Origin of the sequence: Sulfitobacter sp. HI0027, from assembly GCF_001634775.1 — a bacterium.
Classification (GTDB): domain Bacteria; phylum Pseudomonadota; class Alphaproteobacteria; order Rhodobacterales; family Rhodobacteraceae; genus Sulfitobacter.
This window is the reverse complement of sequence record NZ_LWER01000369.1, coordinates 1-18,312: the sequence shown is the minus strand read 5'-3', so window position 1 is coordinate 18,312 and position 18,312 is coordinate 1. Positions and strand designations below refer to the sequence as shown.

General features: G+C 60.4%; 17 protein-coding genes, 2 tRNA genes and 1 pseudogene. 6 read left to right on the top strand and 14 right to left on the bottom strand.

What is annotated here, in order from left to right; genetic code table 11:
* The 5 genes from hisD to A3722_RS24595 all read right to left on the bottom strand — a co-directional run.
* On the bottom strand, nucleotides 1–958 hold a 958-nt coding region (gene hisD / locus A3722_RS17240), incomplete at its 3' end, for a histidinol dehydrogenase (protein ID WP_067916317.1).
* Nucleotides 959–1,009: 51 nt separating this feature from the next.
* Nucleotides 1,010–1,339 carry a hypothetical protein gene (locus A3722_RS17235; RefSeq protein ID WP_067623926.1) on the bottom strand — a complete coding sequence of 110 codons (330 nt, stop codon included), beginning with the start codon at nucleotides 1,337–1,339 and terminating at the stop codon, nucleotides 1,010–1,012.
* 29 nt (nucleotides 1,340–1,368) lie between these two features.
* Entirely contained in the window at nucleotides 1,369–1,839 is a 471-nt protein-coding gene (locus A3722_RS17230; protein ID WP_067623929.1) for a DUF2948 family protein, read from the bottom strand.
* Nucleotides 1,836–3,107, bottom strand: a complete 1,272-nt coding sequence (gene murA, locus A3722_RS17225) for a UDP-N-acetylglucosamine 1-carboxyvinyltransferase (RefSeq protein ID WP_067623931.1) — start codon at nucleotides 3,105–3,107, stop codon at nucleotides 1,836–1,838. Before murA ends, A3722_RS17230 begins: the two co-directional genes overlap by 4 nt.
* Nucleotides 3,108–3,110: 3 nt before the next feature.
* On the bottom strand, nucleotides 3,111–3,287 hold the full coding sequence (locus A3722_RS24595) for a hypothetical protein (RefSeq protein ID WP_162931795.1): 177 nt from the start codon (nucleotides 3,285–3,287) through the stop codon (nucleotides 3,111–3,113).
* A gap of 85 nt (nucleotides 3,288–3,372) precedes the next feature.
* Here A3722_RS24595 and A3722_RS17220 point away from each other — a divergent pair.
* Nucleotides 3,373–3,447: transfer RNA gene (locus A3722_RS17220), tRNA-Thr, on the top strand.
* Nucleotides 3,448–3,671: 224 nt separating this feature from the next.
* On the opposite strand, the gene A3722_RS17215 is transcribed toward A3722_RS17220, so the two are convergent.
* The gene (locus A3722_RS17215; RefSeq protein WP_067623933.1) at nucleotides 3,672–4,193 is read right to left on the bottom strand and encodes a superoxide dismutase family protein; all 522 of its coding nucleotides are present in this window, start codon (nucleotides 4,191–4,193) and stop codon (nucleotides 3,672–3,674) included.
* Between the two features lie 103 nt (nucleotides 4,194–4,296).
* Between A3722_RS17215 and A3722_RS17210 the strand changes: the two genes are divergently transcribed.
* Nucleotides 4,297–4,373: transfer RNA gene (locus A3722_RS17210), tRNA-Arg, on the top strand.
* Nucleotides 4,374–4,400: 27 nt separating this feature from the next.
* Here A3722_RS17210 and A3722_RS17205 read toward each other — a convergent pair.
* The 3 genes from A3722_RS17205 to A3722_RS17195 all read right to left on the bottom strand — a co-directional run bounded on the left by A3722_RS17205 (nucleotide 4,401) and on the right by A3722_RS17195 (nucleotide 8,089).
* A complete protein-coding gene (locus A3722_RS17205) occupies nucleotides 4,401–4,760 on the bottom strand; it encodes a response regulator (protein WP_067625869.1) in 360 nt (119 codons plus the stop codon).
* Between the two features lie 6 nt (nucleotides 4,761–4,766).
* Nucleotides 4,767–6,215, bottom strand: coding sequence for a PAS domain-containing sensor histidine kinase (locus A3722_RS17200; RefSeq protein WP_082849537.1), 1,449 nt, complete (start codon nucleotides 6,213–6,215; stop codon nucleotides 4,767–4,769).
* 332 nt (nucleotides 6,216–6,547) lie between these two features.
* Nucleotides 6,548–8,089 carry a sensor histidine kinase gene (locus A3722_RS17195; protein ID WP_067625875.1) on the bottom strand — a complete coding sequence of 514 codons (1,542 nt, stop codon included), beginning with the start codon at nucleotides 8,087–8,089 and terminating at the stop codon, nucleotides 6,548–6,550.
* 389 nt (nucleotides 8,090–8,478) lie between these two features.
* Here A3722_RS17195 and A3722_RS17190 point away from each other — a divergent pair, with 389 nt between their 5' ends.
* Nucleotides 8,479–10,284: a sensor histidine kinase gene (locus A3722_RS17190; protein WP_236627466.1), complete on the top strand. Its 1,806-nt coding sequence runs from the start codon at nucleotides 8,479–8,481 to the stop codon at nucleotides 10,282–10,284.
* A 15-nt stretch (nucleotides 10,285–10,299) separates the two neighbouring features.
* Here A3722_RS17190 and A3722_RS17185 read toward each other — a convergent pair whose 3' ends face one another.
* Nucleotides 10,300–11,007 (bottom strand): SDR family oxidoreductase, encoded by a 708-nt coding sequence (locus tag A3722_RS17185; RefSeq protein ID WP_067625881.1) that lies wholly within the window; start codon nucleotides 11,005–11,007, stop codon nucleotides 10,300–10,302.
* A 71-nt stretch (nucleotides 11,008–11,078) separates the two neighbouring features.
* Nucleotides 11,079–11,798, bottom strand: coding sequence for a LuxR family transcriptional regulator (locus A3722_RS17180; protein WP_067625883.1), 720 nt, complete (start codon nucleotides 11,796–11,798; stop codon nucleotides 11,079–11,081).
* A gap of 624 nt (nucleotides 11,799–12,422) precedes the next feature.
* Between A3722_RS17180 and A3722_RS17175 the strand changes: the two genes are divergently transcribed.
* Genes A3722_RS17175 through arsJ form a run of 3 tightly spaced genes read left to right on the top strand, consistent with a single transcriptional unit; the run spans nucleotide 12,423 to nucleotide 15,519 of the window.
* Nucleotides 12,423–13,265, top strand: a complete 843-nt coding sequence (locus A3722_RS17175; RefSeq protein WP_067625886.1) for an arsenate reductase/protein-tyrosine-phosphatase family protein — start codon at nucleotides 12,423–12,425, stop codon at nucleotides 13,263–13,265.
* Nucleotides 13,262–14,260, top strand: coding sequence for an ArsJ-associated glyceraldehyde-3-phosphate dehydrogenase (locus tag A3722_RS17170; RefSeq protein WP_067625889.1), 999 nt, complete (start codon nucleotides 13,262–13,264; stop codon nucleotides 14,258–14,260). The genes A3722_RS17175 and A3722_RS17170 overlap by 4 nt, the downstream gene beginning before the upstream one ends.
* Nucleotides 14,257–15,519, top strand: a complete 1,263-nt coding sequence (arsJ, locus tag A3722_RS17165; protein ID WP_067625891.1) for an organoarsenical effux MFS transporter ArsJ — start codon at nucleotides 14,257–14,259, stop codon at nucleotides 15,517–15,519. The genes A3722_RS17170 and arsJ overlap by 4 nt, the downstream gene beginning before the upstream one ends.
* A gap of 3 nt (nucleotides 15,520–15,522) precedes the next feature.
* Here arsJ and A3722_RS17160 read toward each other — a convergent pair whose 3' ends face one another.
* The 3 genes and pseudogenes from A3722_RS17160 to A3722_RS23600 all read right to left on the bottom strand — a co-directional run.
* Nucleotides 15,523–17,028: a mannitol dehydrogenase family protein gene (locus A3722_RS17160; RefSeq protein ID WP_067625893.1), complete on the bottom strand. Its 1,506-nt coding sequence runs from the start codon at nucleotides 17,026–17,028 to the stop codon at nucleotides 15,523–15,525.
* 72 nt (nucleotides 17,029–17,100) lie between these two features.
* Entirely contained in the window at nucleotides 17,101–18,105 is a 1,005-nt protein-coding gene (locus A3722_RS17155; protein WP_067625895.1) for an ABC transporter ATP-binding protein, read from the bottom strand.
* A gap of 15 nt (nucleotides 18,106–18,120) precedes the next feature.
* Nucleotides 18,121–18,294 (bottom strand): annotated as a pseudogene (locus tag A3722_RS23600) (carbohydrate ABC transporter permease); the annotation flags it as partial.
* Nucleotides 18,295–18,312 lie beyond the last annotated feature (18 nt).

The window sequence follows — 18,312 nt, the reverse complement described above, 5'->3', positions numbered from 1 at the left end:
GCGCCGCCGCGGCGTCGAGGTCAGCCACCGTGATGATCGCACCATTGTCGCGCCAGCTGGCGCCCGCGATGGCGCGACGCTCAAGGGTGAGCAGACGTTTCTCGACCGCTTCTTCCACCGCGCGGGCAAAGGCGGGGTCGGTGGTGATCAGAATGCTCTGCGCGCTCTCATCGTGTTCGGCTTGGCTAAGCAGATCAAGGGCGATGAAATCGGGATCATTGTCGCCATCGGCGATGACAAGGATCTCCGACGGGCCGGCGATCATGTCGATGCCGACTTTGCCGAAAACGCGCCGTTTGGCGGCGGCGACAAAGGCGTTGCCGGGGCCGGTGATCTTGTCCACCGGGGGGATCGTATCGGTGCCATAGGCCAGCGCCGCCACGGCCTGCGCGCCGCCGATGCGGTAAATCTCATCCACTCCGGCGATGCGGGCGGCCAGCAACACAAGCGGGTTCAACACGCCATCGGGCGTGGGCACGACCATGGCCAAACGCACGACCCCCGCCACCTTGGCCGGGACCGCGTTCATCAGGACAGAGGACGGATAGCTCGCCAGCCCGCCCGGCACATAAAGGCCAGCGGCGGAAACCGGCGTCCAGCGCCAACCCAGCGTGGCGCCGTCGGGATCCGTCCACTCGGCGTCTTCGGGCAGCTGCCGTGCGTGATAGGCGCGGATGCGGTCGGCGGCCAGTTCCAGCGCCTTGCGGTCCTCGGGGGAGACTTCGGCGACGGCGGCGTCAACCTCGGCAACACTGATGCGCAGGCTGCCGGGGGTGAGGGTCACGCGGTCGAACTTTTGCGACAGGTCGATCACCGCAGCATCGCCCCGCGCACGCACATCGGCGATGATCTCGGTTACCACGGCATCGACATCGGGGCTGTCTTCGCGCTTGGCGTTCAGCAGTTTGTCAAAGGCCGCTTCGAAATCGGGGGCGGAAGCATCAAGGGTGACGGGCATGGGGTCAGGCTTTCGAAAAGGGGGCCACCGCAGCGGGCTGGCCCAAAGGTATCAAGGCGCGGAAGGACGGCGCAGGCTGGGCTCGGCCCGCAGGCCCGATGTTTTGACAGCGGCACTGGGGGCGGAGCGCTGCGCCAGACGCATGGCGCGGGTGTCTTGGGCGCTGTCGAACACGGCGCGGGCGACATGGGCTGCCAGAATGGCAAACAGCCCGCCCGCAATCGCCGCGGCAGGGGCCAAAAGCCCCGGCAAGGTGACCGTGCCCAACAGATGCCGCACCGCCAGCGCCACACCGAGCAGCAAAAGCGCCCAGCCCGTCGCTTCGGTCATCAGGGCCGCCACGCGCCCCCGCGTAAATCTAGTCTGTTTTAGTTCCGGCATTCTGCGATCCTTGCCACCGTGACGGGATGTCACTCGGGGTGAACGGGCCTTTTCTTTGAAGGGGCCACATAGGGACGTGTCACATCCTTGAGCGTTACCTCCAGAGCCTCGACCTCTAACCGGATCGCGCCGTCTCCGGCCAAGGTCAGCGTGACATGGCCCGAAGGCGCGTCGGTTTGCTCGAACGTGATGTCGAGCAGGGAGAGGATGGTATCGGCATCGCCCTTGGGCACGCCTTGGCTTGCCACACGCTGCACGTTGTTGAACATCAGCACCGATTGCACCCGCTCGGGCGCATGACGTGCGGCCCCTGTATCCTCATGCCGCAGCCGGTTCAGCAGCAGCGCGAAACGCGCGCCCGTGCGGTGCCAGCGCATCTCAGAGGCGGGAAACACCGCATCTTGCGTGAGCGAGGCGATCACCGTGAGATCCTCGGCATCCAATGCGCCGAGGTTCAACGGCGCTTCGCGGCCATCTTCAAAACGTGCATCTTCGGTCATTTGCTGCTGATCCTTTCGATATCCGCACCCACGCCGCGCAGCTTGGACACCACATGCTCATAGCCGCGATCAAGGTGGTAGACCCGGCTGACCGTGGTCTCTCCGGTGGCGGCCAGCCCGGCGAGGATGAGTGAGATCGACGCCCGCAGATCGGTCGCCATAACCGGCGCGCCTTTGAGTTTCTTAACGCCAGTGACCTTGGCCGTGCCGCCGTGCACATCAATCCGCGCGCCCATGCGGATCAATTCCGGGGCGTGCATGAAGCGGTTCTCGAAAATCTTCTCTTCCAGTACAGAGGTCCCTTCGGCAGTGCAGAGCAACGCCATCATCTGTGCCTGAAGGTCGGTCGGGAAGCCGGGGAAAGGCTCTGTCGTCACGTCCACCGCCGAGATCCGCCCATTGCGCCGCGCCACCTTGAGGCCAGCCTGTGTCTCAGTCACCTCAATCCCTGCCGCGTCGAGCTTTTCGCAGAACGCCTGCAACAGGTCGATCCGCCCGCCCAGCAGTTCCACTTCGCCGCAGCAAAAGGCTGGCGCCAGCATATAGGTGCCAAGCTCAATACGGTCGGTCACAACTTTATGGGTCGCCCCATGCAGGCTATCGACGCCCTGAATGGTGATGCTCGGTGTGCCGTCACCTTCAATCTGCGCGCCCATGGCCCGCAGGCAGTCTGCCAGATCGACGATCTCAGGCTCCCGCGCGGCGTTGTTGATAACGGTGGTCCCCTTGGCCAGCGTCGCGGCCATCAGGATATTCTCGGTCGCCCCCACAGAGGCAAAGGGGAAATCGATCACGGCGCCCTTGAGTTTGCCTCCCTCGGCCTTGGCGTAGAGATAGCCATCGCGCAGATCGATTTCCGCGCCCATCTTGGCCAGCCCATCGGTGTGAATATCCATCGGACGCGCACCAATCGCGCAGCCGCCGGGCAGCGAGACTTCGGCATGGCCTTCCCGCGCCAGCAACGGACCCAGCACGAGGTTAGAGGCGCGCATCTTGCGCACGATGTCATATTCCGCACGGGTATTGATCGGCCCGTGGCTGGCCATCGTGATGACCTTGCCGTCTTGCATTGACGTGACTTCCGCCCCCAGAGAGCGCAGCAGTTCGGTCATGGTGCGGATGTCGCTCAGCCGCGGCGCGTTGGTCAACGTCAGTGGCTCTTCGCTCAGCAATGTTGCGGGCATCAGCGCCAGACAGGCGTTCTTGGCCCCCGCGATGGGAATTTGCCCGTTCAGCGCACCGCCGCCTTTGACCAGAATGGAATCCATCGTTCAGCTGTCCTTTTCCGACCCGTCGGGGCCATTGCCTGTATCCTGCGCCACATCCTCGGCCCGCGCACGGGCCTGCGCCTTGCGCCGGGCCATATTCGCCTTGAGCGCAGCCTTCAGCCGCGCCTCCCGCGCAGAGGGTGTTTTCGCGTTCTTTTCCGGGGCGTTTTGCTTTGCCATGCCGCCTATCTAGCGCAGGGTGCAAGAAGGGTCCAGATCAGGGGTTGCACCCCCTTTCGATTGCGGCTAATCACCCGCCCACGGCGCTGCTGTAGCTCAGAGGTAGAGCACTCCCTTGGTAAGGGAGAGGTCGAGAGTTCAATTCTCTCCAGCAGCACCATTTACCCATCATTCCGCTAAATACACCCCACCTCGCATGAGCGATGGACCCTCGACCTACGCCCGCCGCGGCGCGGCAGTCTGAGTGCGAGAGTCCGGTTCTTCCCTGCATCATATGGGCATGCCGTCCGCTTCATGCCCGCCCGCGCCGATCAGCGGCACCGCGCCGATTCGACACCCCAACCCCGAATAAACGAGACCGGGGTGCCCAAGTCTCAGATCCCGTTACGAAGCGTCAAAGGCACCGCAGGCAATGCGCGAGCCCGCATCGCCGGAGGGCTGCGATTCGTAGTCGTCCGCACCGCTATGAATAATGAAAGCCGCGCCGTCGTCATCTTGGATCATGGTCTCGATATCGAGCAGATCGAGAAAGACTTCGGCCTGAAGCACGCCATCTTCTCCCACTTCCATATTGGGCATGTCACCCGGATGCGGCCCCCCTTCGACGAGCACACCATGCTGGTGGTCCCCCGCGATATGGCCCCCAGCAGATTTGAAATCATCTGCGGAACAATCGCCGGCTTCATGCAAGTGCACGCCATGCGTGCCCGCGGGCACGCCCGTCGCGTCGATCTTGACCAAGGTCCGGCCCGAGGCGGTCGTGTTCAGGCTAACAGTGCCTGAGATATCAACCGAATTGCCCGCCACCTGAGCGGATGCTGCCGTTTGCATATGGCCTTCGGCCTGCGCCGCGACGGCGCCGGCTGTGGCCACAGCGGCCCCGAGTAGGATATTGCGCAGATACATGGCTTCCTCCGTTGGGTTATATGTCGATAACGGCTCAACCCACCCGGCCCGCGTCGGGTTCCTCTTGATGCAGGGCAAGGCTTGCCCCTATAAGCGGCCGAGTGCTCCCTTAGCTCAGCTGGATAGAGCAGCCGACTTCTAATCGGCAGGTCGAGGGTTCGAATCCTTCAGGGAGCGCCAATTTCCGCCACGCCTACCTGCGCCCACTTACCCGCGCGCGAAATCGTCAATCGCTGCTGCGATCAGATGCGGAAATGTGGGCTTGCCGAGCATGGCAATCGGCTCAAGCGCTCTCAGCCGTGTTTGGGTCTGTTCGTCCAGATTGCCGCTCATGAAGATGCAGCGGATACTGTATTCGCTTAGCAACCACTGCGCGAGGTCCTCGCCGGATTCTCCATTCGCCAGTCGCAGGTCCATGAACGCCAAGTCCGGACGAGACTGCGCCACCACCTCCCGGCAAGCCGCGAAATCCTTGACCGGGCCAAGAACGGAATGCTGAAGCTGTTCGAGCTGCATCTGAAGATCCAAGGCAATCAGAAATTCATCTTCGACGATCAGGATATTCATCGGGGATTACCCGGCAGGCATGGGGATCTCAATCTCGACGCAATACCCATGCTCTGTTGCCCTCTTCTCCATCGTCGCCCCAAGCTGGCTAACAATGCCCGCCACGATCTTCGAACCGAGACCGACCCTCTCTAGACCTTTCGCGCTACCGATCCCATCGTCTGATACCGTCAAGGTCAAAAGGGTTCCCTCTTGATGCAAACGAACATCTACCCGGCCCTGTTCCCGCTCAACGAAGGCATGTTTATGCGCGTTGGTCACAAGCTCATTGATCAGCAGCGCAAGGTTGATCGCCAGATCCGTCGGAAGAACGACCGCCTGCGCGTCGACAACATTCTCAATCCGCCTGCTGTCGGTCTCTGTGCTGGTTGAAAGAAAGTCGACGAGTTGCGGGATGTATTCACCGACATCCACATGGGTAACGTTCTGCGATTTATAGATAAGTTCATGAACCGAGCTTACGGCATGCACCCGCAAAGAGGCCTGCTGCAGACTGTGTTTGACGTGGTCGTCTTCCACCGATGCGGCTTCAAGGCGCAGGATGCTCGACACCAGATGCAGGCTGTTCTTGATCCGGTGATTTACATCCCCCAGCAGCGTTTCTTTCTGCTCTAGAAGCTTGTCCCTCTCGGTCAGCGTTTTCTGCAAGACCTCTTCGCGCTTTTTGGAATGGGTCAGATCGAGGGACGCACCGATGAACCGCGCGGGTTTGCCATGCTCAAAAAGCACTTCGCCACGTGTGTTCAGCCATCGAATATCCCCTCGGGGCAAGACGATCCGATAGTCGGCGTTTACCGTTGCATCACTGGCCGTGACCCCTTCCAAGCTCTTCTTCACATGCTCCAGATCATCGGGATGGATACGCTCAAAAAGCTTGGTGATCGGAAAGGTTCCCTCGGTATCTGGATAGCCGAAAAGATCGGCCAACTCATGCGATACATTCGCGGTGCCGGTCTGAAGGTCCAGTTCCCCATAGCCGACACCCGACACCTGTTTTGCCAGATTGAGCCGTATCGCTTGGTCGCGGCGACCAATGAATTCCGAGGTGACATCTTCGACATGGTGAATAAGCGCGATCAGCTGGCCGTCTTGGAAAACAGGCGCGTTGAATGGCTGCCAATACTTCTCTTCAAAGGCCCCGTCGACGCTGTCGCGAATGGGGATATTGTATTTCTGAACGGCCATCCGATGCGGCTTGCCAGTGGCGGCGACAATCTCAAGCGACTTACGCAGATTGTTGGTGCCATCCGCCGTAGCGTCAGAAGGATCATCCGGAAATGCATCGAACAGCAATTTCCCAATGAGATCATCGGCTTTTGACCCGGTAATGCAAAGATACCGGTCATTCACGTCGATGATCATAAGATCAGTATCTAAAACAAGATAGCCATGGGGGGACGCTGCAAAAATTGCAGATCTCGGCACGCGCGCATTCGCCGATTTACCACCGCCCATAGGCCCGCTCTCCCGGTACTTACCATCTTCACTATTGATCGTAGCCCTTTAATTTAGAACATAAAAGCAAAGAGATACTAATTTAAGTTAAGTTGTACCAAACTGCGTTGATGTGGGGGACCGCAAGCAGTTTCAGAAACATGTGGGCAACGTATGCGCGAGAAAAGTTGCGCCCGGCTTCCATTGACCCGGCGACCAAAGGGGGCTGCCAATAGCGCTTGAGACGTTCAACAAGGCTAGTTAAGCCGTAGCGCGCCCGGAGAGCCTTGGGCTTTCCGCCTATCAAGCAAGCGCAATCACCTCAAATCGCGCCTGCCCCGCCACAGCCCCCGTTACGCCGCGGCGAGCGCATTCGCCACTCTGATCTCCGAAGCGCAATTGGGCAGATCCACAGTGAATTTCGTCCCGACGCCGACAGCACTTTCCACTTGAATATCCCCCTCATGCGCCGCGGCGAGCTTCTTGCTGATCGCAAGGCCAAGCCCTGTGCCGCCATCGGCGCTTTTGGCGGCCGATTCCGCTTGAATGAAGGCTTGGAAGATCCGCTGCAAATCCTCTTCCGGCATCCCGCAGCCGTTGTCTTCGACCTCAAGTCGGCAGGTATCGCCGACCCTCGTGGCTCGCATGCGAATGCTAGAGGCCGATGAAAACTTCAGCGCGTTGCCTAAAAGGTTGATCAGGATCTGTTTGCAGCGCCCACGGTCGGCGAAAACGTCGAAGTCATTACATTCGATCTCCAGCACCGCCTGCTTTTCCTTGGCCAGCCCCTGAAACTGCTCCTCCAACTCGGCCAGCAGTTCGCCAGCCTGAAAAGAGGTTTTGTTAAGCTTGATCGAGTTAAGCTCGATACTGGTATAGTCGAGGAGTTCATTGATGATGGTTAACAAATGGTCGCCCGCAGATTTGATACGGCCGCCATAACGCTCTGTCTGGTCCCCCAGTTCTTCAAAATGCACCTTCGAGATTTGCTCGTTCGGCTTCAGCTTGGCGATGGTATGGCCCTTGAGCCCCGTCAGAAAGCTGGCGTAGCCGTTGATGATCGTTAGCGGCGTGCGCAACTCGTGGCTCAGAACGCTCATGAACTCTGACTTGGCGCGGCTGGCATCGCGGGCCTCATCCCGGGCTTGGCGCAATTCGACGATGTTCTCCAACCGTGTGCGGTTTTCGATGAAATAGGTGAACAGCCCGCCCATCACGATCATCGCAGCCGTCCCCGCGATAACCAGCGCCAGCAGTCTGTACTCATCAGGGTTGCTATGGCCGCCGATCAAGGTTGTCGGTGTCACATGAAAGGCAGCCATCCCGGTAAAGTGCAGACCGACGATCGCCAAGGCAAAGCTCGCCGTCATTTTCGACCGGGCGTATTTATCGCCCTGCGCGCCAAAGAACAAAGCCACGGTCGACAGCACCATGGCCAGCAGAACCGAGGCGACAAGATAGCTCTTATCCCAGTGAATGATCCCCTCGATCCGATAGGCGATCATCCCGGTGTAATGCATGGCCGAGATCGACAGCCCCAAGATCACCCCACCGATCACGGTCGTGACCCGTCTGCGAAACATCCCCGCAATGAGAATGCCGACCGTAGATCCGGTAATTGCGATCACCAACGAGGCGAAGGTAAGGCCGAAGTCGAAGCTTACCGGCGCATCGGGCTGATAGGCCAACATGGCGATGAAATGCGTACACCAAATGGCGATGCCAGAGGTCACGGCGGTCAGAAAATACCACAACAACGCCTGACGCGGTGTCTGCTTAAGCCCGTGTCGGTAAAGATTTGCGATCACCCAGCTGCCGAATGCGCACAAAAGCGCGGCAAGCAAGACCAGCGTCATATCGTGGTCAGAGTGCATGGAATGAGCCACTGTCAGCATTTTTTAAACCTCAAGATAATGAAGCCAGTGTTGCGCGAGGAATGCGTCGAAACCGTGTTCGAGTGGGTTCTTTTTGGCGGTAATTTCATATAGTAAAACCCTGATACGTGCTGAGCAGCCGGGGAAGGCCTTCCTTGGGCACATGTGACGGTTACTGCGGCCTGCCGCTGCGCACTTACCCCACCACGTGGCCCATTCTGAACGCCCCTTCGCCCCTGTTGAGAGATGCAATCGCATCGCCCCATGGGTGACCGTGACGCTACTAAATGACGCCCTTCACATCCAAGGGTTGCGCCACCCTGCCTTAATACGCCACTAGAACGCCAAACTTGCGCCGCATTCCAATGCTGATCTGCGCATATTCAATTTGGTTCATAGGTAACTCCGCAATGCTAACGTGTTTTCAAGGGCTAATGCTTGACCCGGTCTATTGGGCCGTGCTTGCCGTCAGCGTGATCGCTGCGGCTGTCGCCCTATGGACGCTCAGGTTTCAAGAGTTCCATGGCAAGGTTTACTATGCGCTAACCTTTGCCGGGATGATCTGGACCCTGATGATGGTCGGAGCCGAAGCCGCAACGCCCGGCTACGCCTGCCAGATGCAACAGGCGCAACTGGCGTGGCTGGGTCATGCTCTGGTTCCCGTCGCGTGGTCGTTTTTCATCTTCGAATATGTCGGCCCATCGAACCATGCGCGTGGCCGGGCCAGCCTTTTGGCCCTGATCGCTGTGCCGCTGATGGCCTTTATCCTCGCCGCGACGAACGGCTGGCACCACCTGATCTATACCGCAGAGACCGCGATTCAGCCCGGCGAGGATCAAATCACCTTTGAACATGGCGCGGTATATTTTCTTGTCCTTGCGGTGCTCTATTGCTTTGTGATGGCGACGCTCATCTGGCTGGGGCGCGCATTTTTGCGGGCGAAACGGGCCGCTTGGCCGCTGCTGACGATGCTGGTGGTGATCACCCTGATCCCACTGGGCGCGAACGCGGCCTATGCGCTGTTCGGCTTCACGGTCCTTGGCCTTGATCCGACGGCCTTCATGTTCACCTTGGGCATCTTCGCCTTTTCATGGCTGCTGGTGACCAACAAAACGATGGACATGCCCTCTGTCGGGCAATCGACCCTGTTTGACACGATGAGCGAACCACTCATCCTATTGGACGCGCGGCGGCACGTCATTCGCTCGAACGCCGCGGCCAAGCGCAGCGGGCTTTTGACGGATCCGTCCTTGGGGAATGATCTGATCGCGGGGATAAAGGCGCAAACGGCGCAGACCGCCTCTGCCCATATCACCTGCGATGAACGCCTCTATGAGCCGCGCATTCACCCCATCGAAAATCCGCTCTCCCCCGCCGGCCCCGCCATCGGTTGGAGCGTCACCTTCGTCGATGTCACCGACCAGATCGCCACCACCACGGCCCTTGAACAAGCGCTGAAAGAGGCCGATGAGGCCAACCGCGCCAAAGATGAATTCATCTCGGTCGTGAGCCATGAGTTGCGCACGCCGCTGACCTCACTGAAGGGCGGCTTGGCATTGGCGCTCAGCGGCAAACTGGGCGAGGTCAAAGGCCCGCTGCGTTCCTCGCTCGACATTGCCCATCGCAACGGGGTCCGCCTGTCCCGTCTGGTCGATAATATCCTGCTGGTGCAAAAGCTTGAGGTACAGGCGCTGGCACTTGAGTGGCTGCCCGTCGACCTGCCCGCTCTGCTGCGCGAAAGCATCGAGGAAAACCGCATGTACGCGCATGAGCGCGGCATCAGGCTGGATATCGGCAAGATCACGCAGCCTGCCGTGGTCTTGGGCGATGCCTTTGCGATCCGGCAGGTGGTCGACAATCTGATCTCGAACGCGGTGAAATTCTCCCATGTTGGCGACACCGTGGAGGGCAGGCTGACGGCGCACCAAGGCCGGGTACGGATCTCTATCCGCGATCATGGGCGCGGCATCCCTGAGGGGATGGAGGAGCGGGTCTTTGGCCGCTTCGGACAACTTGACGACGACGGTCAGAAATCGACCCAAGGCTCTGGCCTTGGCCTGCATATCTCCCGCCAACTGGCGCGGCAGATGGCGGGAGATCTGTTTTACGAAAGCGAGGCAGGTGTCGGATCGACCTTCCATGTCGAATTCGGCATCGGGGCCGAGGCAGAGCCCGCCCCGCAAGCGGCCCAAGGCGCGCTGCAAGGCACCGACTAAGCGCGCCCTTCGCGGTTAAAGTTCGATGCGGATGTCGTGGATCCATAGTTTCGGCGGACGTGAGAGGACAAAGACCACCACATCGGCCAGATCATCCGGTTCGGTGAAAATGTGGTTCGGCACATCCTCTCCGGCCTTGGCGAACATGCCGGTATTGGTGCCCGACTGATACAGCCCGCCAATCCGCACGCCGGTGTTTTCCTCATCTGCCTTCAGCACCTCGGTAAAGCCGCGCACGCCGTATTTCGTGGCTGTATAAACCGACTGCCCCGCCTGCGCCACGACACCGGATTTTGACACGACATTGAGGATGATCGCCTCGTCATTGTCGCGCAGCGCGGGCAGCGTGGCCTGTGTCATCTGCATCAGACCGGTCAGATTGGTCTGCACCGTGGCCTGCAGCATCTCAGGCGCGATTGTGTCGAGCGGCCCGGCCTTGTGCCAAATCCCGGCGTTGTTGATCAGGATATCGAGCCCGCCAAAGCGCGCCAATACCTGCGCCGCGGCGTGGTCGATCGCCGATGGGTCTTGCAGATCGCAGGTCAGCCCCACGGCCTCTGATGCGCCTGCGGCTGTGCAGGCTTCGGCCACCGCCTGCAACCGCGTCTCATCGCGGCCCAGAATGGCCAGCCGCGCGCCTATCTCTGCCAGCTTCAGGCAGATGTGCCGCCCGATTCCGTCGCTGCCGCCGGTAACCAAGATACGTTTGTCGCGCAGTTCCATGTCGTTCTCCTATGCTTGACGGCGGCTTACCGCGCGGCTAAGCCGCCGCCAAGCCCTGCCCGCGCGGTCGGTCAGATCGTGATGATTTGCGCCCGGATTGCCTTGGCCACCGCATGGGTTTTGTTGGTCACCTGCAGCTTTGCGCAGGCATTATAGAGGTGGTGGTTCACCGTGCTGGCCGCCACCGTCATGATCTGCCCCGTTTCCCAAGCGGTTTTGCCCACGGCGGCCCATTTTAGCACTTCCTTCTCGCGGGTGCTTAACCGCGGCCCCGGCGGGGCGCTGGCAAGATTCGCCACGATGTCACTTTGGATCAAACAGCCCAGATAGATCGCATCAGCGATGATGCCGCGCTTGTATCTGCGCCATTCGTGAATGCGTAGGTCAGAGTTCAGCGTCAGCACCGCCTTTCCATGCAGGTGGTCCCGAATGGGGATCGAGACACCGTTTTGACGCACGCCAAACTCCATCGCCTCCCCGAAAAAATTGCGGGTGGTCCGGTCGACCTTGGGCAATTCGCTCCAATCCACGGGCAAGGTGCCCTCAAGGGATTGGTCGACCACCGGGTCGATCAAATGGTAGCTTTCCTCTTGGTAGCGCGTCAGCCAAGCGGGGTCATAGGTCGTGTGAATGACCGGATCGCTGTTGCTAGGGTTGGTCTTGTGAAACCCCAGATATGACAGGTTGTTCAGCCCCACCTCCTGCGCCAAGACCTGCAGCATCTCGGTCGGCTTGATGTCTGGTCGTTGCTCTTTCAGGAGGAGGTAGCGGTCGGAAAGCGGGGTCACCATAGGGCGGCGTTCAAAAGCTCATTTGTTTAAAAACTGAGCACCTTGATAGAACGCCTCAACCCCTGAGGGAACATCGCCGCCGCGAATGATTTCCCGGGATGAGGGAAACAGGCAAAGACGTTGCATTTTTGCCCCTATGACCAAGGGCCAAGCCAAAGGACCGCCCGACCAAAGGTCGGAACATTCGCCCCCACGCTCGAGGCCGTGCAGGGCATAAAGCGGCCCCTGCCCGAAAACCTATGCGCCCCCTACAACAACAAAAACGTCCAACTCAGCGGACAAGGGCGCGGCGTCCCGAAGCAGGGGCCGGAACAGAGCCAAATGGCAGGCCCTGTCAAAAGATCGCGTCAACCTGAGCGCGCATCTCTTGTTTGGCTATCATTCAGCGCAGCCGCAAACTCCGATAACAAGATTCGTGCGCTCGATCCTCAAGCATTTGTTATAGTTTGATTAAATTTCCGGCAGTTCTTGACTGATTGAGCCTGAGTGCGCCTGTAAACCTAGTAAAATTTATAGTCGCGAGTGAATCGCGAAAGCCAACCATCGCTTTCATGCACCTGCAAGATTGCGCTGTTACAAAATTTTCACTGGCAATCTGACATCTAGTTCTGTAATTCACGAATTATGGAACAAATAATTCCCAACCGCCTTGCCACCCTCGGCCATCCGCAGCGTCTCGCGCTTTTTCGGCTGCTTATGCGTCGCTACCCGGACCGGGTGCCCGCGACCGAACTGGCGCAAGCGCTTGGTCTCAAGCCCAACACCCTCTCGACCTATATCGGCGCGCTGATGCGGGCCGGGCTGGTGACCCAAGAACGGCAAGGCACCTCGCTGCGCTATGCGATTGATCTTGCGGCTGCCCGTGACACCATCGGCTACCTGCTGAACGACTGCTGCCGCGGACGGCCAGAGATTTGCCTCCCCCTCACCTCTTCAGATGGAAACGCTCCCATGACCGACGACAAGTTCAACGTCCTGTTCATCTGCACCGGCAACTCCGCCCGGTCGATCTTTGCCGAAAGCATCCTGCGTGACCTCGCGGGGGACCGTTTCAACGTCTACTCCGCAGGCACGCGGCCACAATCCGCGTTGAACCCCTTCGCGGTAGAGGTGCTCAAGCAGAAGGGCCATGACGTGACGCAGCTTCGGTCGAAACACATATCCGAGTTTCAGAGCGAAGACGCGCCCGGTTTTGATTTCGTTTTTACCGTTTGCAATCAAGCGGCTAACGAAGAATGCCCCACTTGGCCGGGCCAGCCGATCACCGCCCATTGGGGCCTGCCCGATCCGGTCAAGGTCGAAGGCTCCGACGCGGAAAAGAGCCTCGCCTTTCAGCAAGCCTATGGCACCCTGCGCAACCGAATGTTGGGCTTTACCAGCCTACCGCTGACCTCGCTCGACCGTATTTCGCTGCAAAAAGCGCTCGATGACGCGGGCCAAACCGACAAAGAAGGATTCTCCGCATGACCGTCTATGCCATCAATGGCCTTGGCCGCATCGGCAAGCTCGCCTTGAAACCGCTGCTGGATCAGGGCGCAGAAATCGCATGGATCAACGACGCGGTGGGCGACCCAGAGATGCACGCCCATTTGCTGGAGTTCGACACGGTGCATGGGCGTTGGCAGGCCGATTTCGCGCATGACGCCGACAGCGTGACGATCAACGGCACCCGCCTGCCCTTCATCGGCACCCGCGACCTCAGCGCGCTGCCGCTCGACGGGGTGGATGTGGTGATCGATTGCACCGGCGTTTTCAAGACCGAGGCGAAACTCGCCCCCTATTTCGAGGCGGGGGTGAAGAAAGTGGTGATCTCGGCCCCGGTAAAAGACGGCGATGCGGCGAATATCGTCTACGGCGTCAACGATGATGTCTATGATCCCGCACGGCACCGGATCGTCACGGCGGCAAGCTGCACGACCAATTGCCTCGCCCCGGTGGTGAAGGTGATCCATGAGACGATGAAGATCAAACATGGCTCCATCACCACGATACACGATGTGACCAACACGCAGACCATCGTTGACCGCCCTGCCAAAGATCTGCGCCGCGCACGCTCGGCGCTGAACTCGCTGATCCCGACGACCACTGGCAGCGCCACGGCGATCACGCTGATCTATCCCGAACTCAAAGGCCGCTTGAACGGCCACGCGGTGCGGGTGCCACTGCTGAACGCTTCGCTGACTGACTGCGTCTTTGAGGTGGAGCGCGAGACGACAGTGGAAGAAGTGAACGCCCTGTTCAAAGCCGCAGCCGAAGGGGAATTGAAAGACATCCTAGGCTATGAGGAGCGCCCGCTCGTCTCGGCAGACTACACCAACGATACGCGCTCAAGCATTATCGACGCGCCCTCCACCATGGTGGTGAATGGCACGCAGGTGAAAATCTACGCGTGGTACGACAATGAGATGGGCTATGCGCACCGTTTGGTCGATGTGGCGCTGATGGTCGGGGCAAGCCTGTGAGCCAGAGCGCGACCCGCCCTGAGGGGCTCTCGGCCTATATCGCGGTCACGGCTGCCTATTGGGCCTTCATGCTGACCGATGGCGCGTTGCGCATGTTGGTGCTGTTGCACTTTCACCGGCTTGGCTTTTCGCCCGTGCAACTGGCCTATCTCTTTGTGCTTTATGAGATCGCGGGGGTTGTCACCAACCTCTGCGCGGGCTGGATCGCGGCGCGGTTTGGGCTGGCCTCGACGCTTTATGCGGGGCTGGGCTTGCAGATCGTGGCGCTGCTGGCGCTGGCGCAGCTTGATCCGTCTTGGGCGGTGGGTGCCTCGGTGGTGTTCGTCATGCTCGTGCAGGGCGCCAGCGGTGTGGCCAAGGATTTGGCCAAAATGTCGTCGAAATCCGCCGTGAAGCTGCTGGCGCCGGCTGAGGATGGCGGGCTTTTTCGCTGGGTTGCGCTGCTGACGGGCTCCAAGAACATGGTCAAGGGTCTGGGCTTTCTGCTCGGCGCGGCGTTGCTGGCCACGCTCGGCTTTGTCTGGGCGGTGCTGGGCATGGCCGCGATCCTTGCGCTGATCCTGATTGCCGTGCTGACCGCCATGCCGCCCGGCCTGCCCAAGGGCCGCAAGGGGGCGAAGTTCTCGGAAGTCTTCTCCAAATCCGCCAATGTGAACTGGCTCAGCGCGGCGCGGGTGTTTCTGTTCGGCGCGCGGGATGTTTGGTTTGTGGTGGGCATCCCAATCTATTTCTACGCGGTCCTCTCGGACGGCACCGAAGAAAGCAACCGCGCTGCCTTTTTCATGATCGGCACATTCATGGCGGTTTGGGTGATCCTCTACGGCATGGTGCAGATCTACGCCCCACGCCTGCTCCGCGCGAGATCCCGCCCGGCGGAAGACCTGATCTCAGCCGCGAAGGGATGGGCATGGTCGCTTGCCGCCGTGCCTGCGGCGCTGACGCTGGCGGCGCTGTTCAGCGACGGGCCGCAAGCATGGCTCACCGCGACGTTGGTTATTGGCCTGTTGGCCTTTGGCGCGGTCTTTGCAGTGAACTCATCCCTGCACTCCTACCTCATCCTGTCCTTCACCAAGGCCGAGCGGGTGACGATGGATGTGGGGTTCTACTACATGGCCAATGCCGCCGGGCGGCTGTTGGGCACGTTAATGTCGGGACTGAGCTATCAGATCGGTGGGCTGCCCCTGATGCTGGGGGCGGCGGCGATCATGGTGGCCCTGTCGGCGCTGCTGGTCGGGTTTTTGAAACCCGACCAAGGCTGACCGTTAGCTTGCTTTGCTGGCGCGGCCATTGCTCTCATCGGCCTGCGTATAGGCGTTCATCGCCGCGACTGCGCCTGTGTCCCAGATCAGCGTGAGCCAAGCGACAAAAGCATCACGGAAGGCTTCGGCCTGCGCCAGATCGCCATAAAGGCGGTCTTGCTCTAGCCACGCTTCGGGCCGTTCCCGCGCGGCCTGCGCCACAGATTGCAACTCGTCCCAGATCGGATCATTCGCCACGATCTCGCTGCCGTTTTCGCGCGTGCCGGCACACATCCGCGCCCAAAGTGCTTCGACCAAAGCCAGCCCGTTTACAGACCGCCCCGCCGCCAATTGATCTCGCAGGATCGGCAGGACGAAACCGGTGTGCCGGGCCGACCCGTCGAAAGCGACACGGCGCGTGGTGTCGACGATGCGCGGGTTCGAGAAACGCTGTTCGATCAGCTCAAGATAGGCCAGCGGCGTCATGCCGGGCACCGGGGCGACCGTCTGGGTGATCTCTTCGGCCTGCACGCGGTGGAACATCGCGCGGATCGCCGGATGCGCCATGGTGGCGGAAATCGTTTCGATCCCCAGCACTTCACCGACGTTCGCCAAAACCTGATGGCCCGCGTTGAGGATGCGGATCTTCATCTTTTCATAGGCATGCACATCGTCCGAGAAGGTTGCCCCCACCTGATCCCAGTTGGGGCGGCCTGCGCAGAAGTCGTCTTCGATCACCCATTGGCGGAAGGCTTCATGCGTGACGGGGGCAGCGTCGTTCACGCCGAACTCTCGCGCTTGCGCGATCTCGGCAGGGCCAGTAGCCGGGGCGATGCAATCGACCATAGAGTTGGGGAAACTGGCGTTCGTCTCGATCCAATCGGCCAGCGCCGGGTCAGACATCCGCGCCAGCGAAACGACCGCTTGGCGCAGAATATCGCCATTACCTTGCAGGTTGTCACAGCTGAGCCCCGTGAACGGCCCCTGCCCCGCATCGCGGCGCAGCCGCAGGGCCGCGACGATGGCCCCAAAGGCGGTGCGTGGGGTGTCGGGGTTCGCCGCGTCATGGACGATATCCGCGTGAGCGGCGTCAAAACCCTTGCTTACGGGGTCGATGTAATAGCCGCTTTCGGTCACCGTCAGCCCGACGATGCGAATGGCCGGATCGGCCATGGCGCGGATCAGGGCTCCGTTGCCCTCTTCAATCGGCAGGTAGTCGATCATGGAGCCCACAACCTCGGCCGAGGTCTGCGCGGGGTCGAGTTCGATCAGCGTCGTCAGACAGTCCTGCGCCAAGAGCTTCTCGCGCATCGCCGCATCATAGGGGCGCACCCCCGCACCAAGGATCGCCCAGTCATGCGCTTGGCCGTTCTGCATCAGACGGTGCAGATACCACGCCTGATGCGCGCGGTGGAAGTTGCCGACGCCGATATGCACAATACCGGGGGTCAGGGCGCTGCGGTCATAGGTGGGCCGCGCGATATCAAGATCGCCAAGCGTCGCGTTCGAGAGGTCTACCAAATTATCCATGATCCACATCCTTGTAGGGCCGCGCACCGGGGAAAGGGTGCGGGGGTCGGCCTGTCATTCCTGTCGCTTGCATCACTCGACCCGAAGGCCCTGCGCATCGAACCGGTGCAGCTTGTCTGCCTGCGGGGTGAGGAAAATTCGGTCGCCATGTTTGACCGACAACTCCCCATCCACACGCACGGTCATCGGGTCACAGCCCGCGACACCGTGGATGTGCAAGAAGGTGTCAGAACCCAGATGCTCGGCCACGCCGATGGTGCCTTCCCAAGCGCCCTCGGTGGTGGACACGTCGAAATGCTCGGGCCGGATGCCGATCGTCGGCGCGCCGCGGGCTTCGGCCTCGGCACCTTTGATGAGGTTCATCTTGGGTGAGCCGATGAATCCGGCGACGAATTCATTGCGCGGCTTGTAGTAAAGCTCCAGCGGGGTGCCGACCTGTTCGATATAGCCCGCGCGTAGCACGACGATCTTGTCGGCCATGGTCATCGCTTCGACCTGATCGTGGGTCACGTAGATCATCGTTGTCGCCAGCCGCTTGTGAAGCTCGCTGATTTCGAGACGCATCCCCACCCGTAGCGCGGCGTCGAGGTTCGACAGCGGCTCATCGAACAGGAACGCCGAGGGCTCCCGCACAATGGCACGGCCAATGGCGACCCGCTGGCGCTGACCGCCCGACAGTTGGCCCGGACGACGATCAAGATAGTCGGTCAGGTTCAGCGCTTTGGCAGCCGCTTCAATCCGGCGGTTCTGCTCATCCACGGGCAGCCCGGCCATTTTCATCGGAAAGGCGATGTTTTTGCGCACCGACATATGCGGGTAAAGCGCGTAGGATTGGAATACCATCGCCAGACCGCGTTTCGCGGGCGGCACATGGGTCGCATCCGTGCCGTCGATGTCGATATGGCCCGAGGTGATATCCTCCAACCCCGCGATCAGCCGCAGCAGTGTGGATTTCCCGCAGCCCGAGGGGCCGACGAAGACCGTGAACTCGCCATCTTCGATGGTCAGATCAAGGGGCGGAATGACTTCCACATCGCCGAAGCTTTTGGAAACCTGATTGAGTTTAATTTGTCCCATGTGACTGTCCCTTGCTTACTTGACTGCGCCGAAAGTCAGGCCGCTGACGAGTTGTTTCTGGCTGAACCAGCCGAGGATGAGGATTGGCGCGATGGCCATGGTGGAGGCCGCGCTGAGCTTGGCGTAGAAGAGGCCCTCGGGGCTGGAATAGCTCGCGATGAAGGCGGTAAGCGGTGCCGCCTTCATCGCGAGCTATTCCAGCCCCGA

Excerpts from the sequence above, each read along its gene's own strand:
- A3722_RS17185 (WP_067625881.1), bottom strand. The coding sequence starts at position 11,007 with ATGGAACTGCGCGACAAACGTATCTTGGTTACCGGCGGCAGCGACGGA.
- A3722_RS17160 (WP_067625893.1), bottom strand. The coding sequence starts at position 17,028 with ATGGATAATTTGGTAGACCTCTCGAACGCGACGCTTGGCGATCTTGAT.
- A3722_RS17215 (WP_067623933.1), bottom strand. The coding sequence starts at position 4,193 with ATGTATCTGCGCAATATCCTACTCGGGGCCGCTGTGGCCACAGCCGGC.
- A3722_RS17195 (WP_067625875.1), bottom strand. The coding sequence starts at position 8,089 with ATGCTGACAGTGGCTCATTCCATGCACTCTGACCACGATATGACGCTG.
- A3722_RS17230 (WP_067623929.1), bottom strand. The coding sequence starts at position 1,839 with ATGACCGAAGATGCACGTTTTGAAGATGGCCGCGAAGCGCCGTTGAAC.
- A3722_RS17205 (WP_067625869.1), bottom strand. The coding sequence starts at position 4,760 with ATGAATATCCTGATCGTCGAAGATGAATTTCTGATTGCCTTGGATCTT.
- A3722_RS17180 (WP_067625883.1), bottom strand. The coding sequence starts at position 11,798 with ATGGTGACCCCGCTTTCCGACCGCTACCTCCTCCTGAAAGAGCAACGA.
- murA (WP_067623931.1), bottom strand. The coding sequence starts at position 3,107 with ATGGATTCCATTCTGGTCAAAGGCGGCGGTGCGCTGAACGGGCAAATT.
- A3722_RS17190 (WP_236627466.1), top strand. The coding sequence starts at position 8,479 with ATGCTAACGTGTTTTCAAGGGCTAATGCTTGACCCGGTCTATTGGGCC.
- A3722_RS17155 (WP_067625895.1), bottom strand. The coding sequence starts at position 18,105 with ATGGGACAAATTAAACTCAATCAGGTTTCCAAAAGCTTCGGCGATGTG.
- A3722_RS17200 (WP_082849537.1), bottom strand. The coding sequence starts at position 6,215 with ATGGGCGGTGGTAAATCGGCGAATGCGCGCGTGCCGAGATCTGCAATT.
- A3722_RS17170 (WP_067625889.1), top strand. The coding sequence starts at position 13,262 with ATGACCGTCTATGCCATCAATGGCCTTGGCCGCATCGGCAAGCTCGCC.
- A3722_RS24595 (WP_162931795.1), bottom strand. The coding sequence starts at position 3,287 with ATGGCAAAGCAAAACGCCCCGGAAAAGAACGCGAAAACACCCTCTGCG.
- A3722_RS17235 (WP_067623926.1), bottom strand. The coding sequence starts at position 1,339 with ATGCCGGAACTAAAACAGACTAGATTTACGCGGGGGCGCGTGGCGGCC.
- A3722_RS17175 (WP_067625886.1), top strand. The coding sequence starts at position 12,423 with ATGGAACAAATAATTCCCAACCGCCTTGCCACCCTCGGCCATCCGCAG.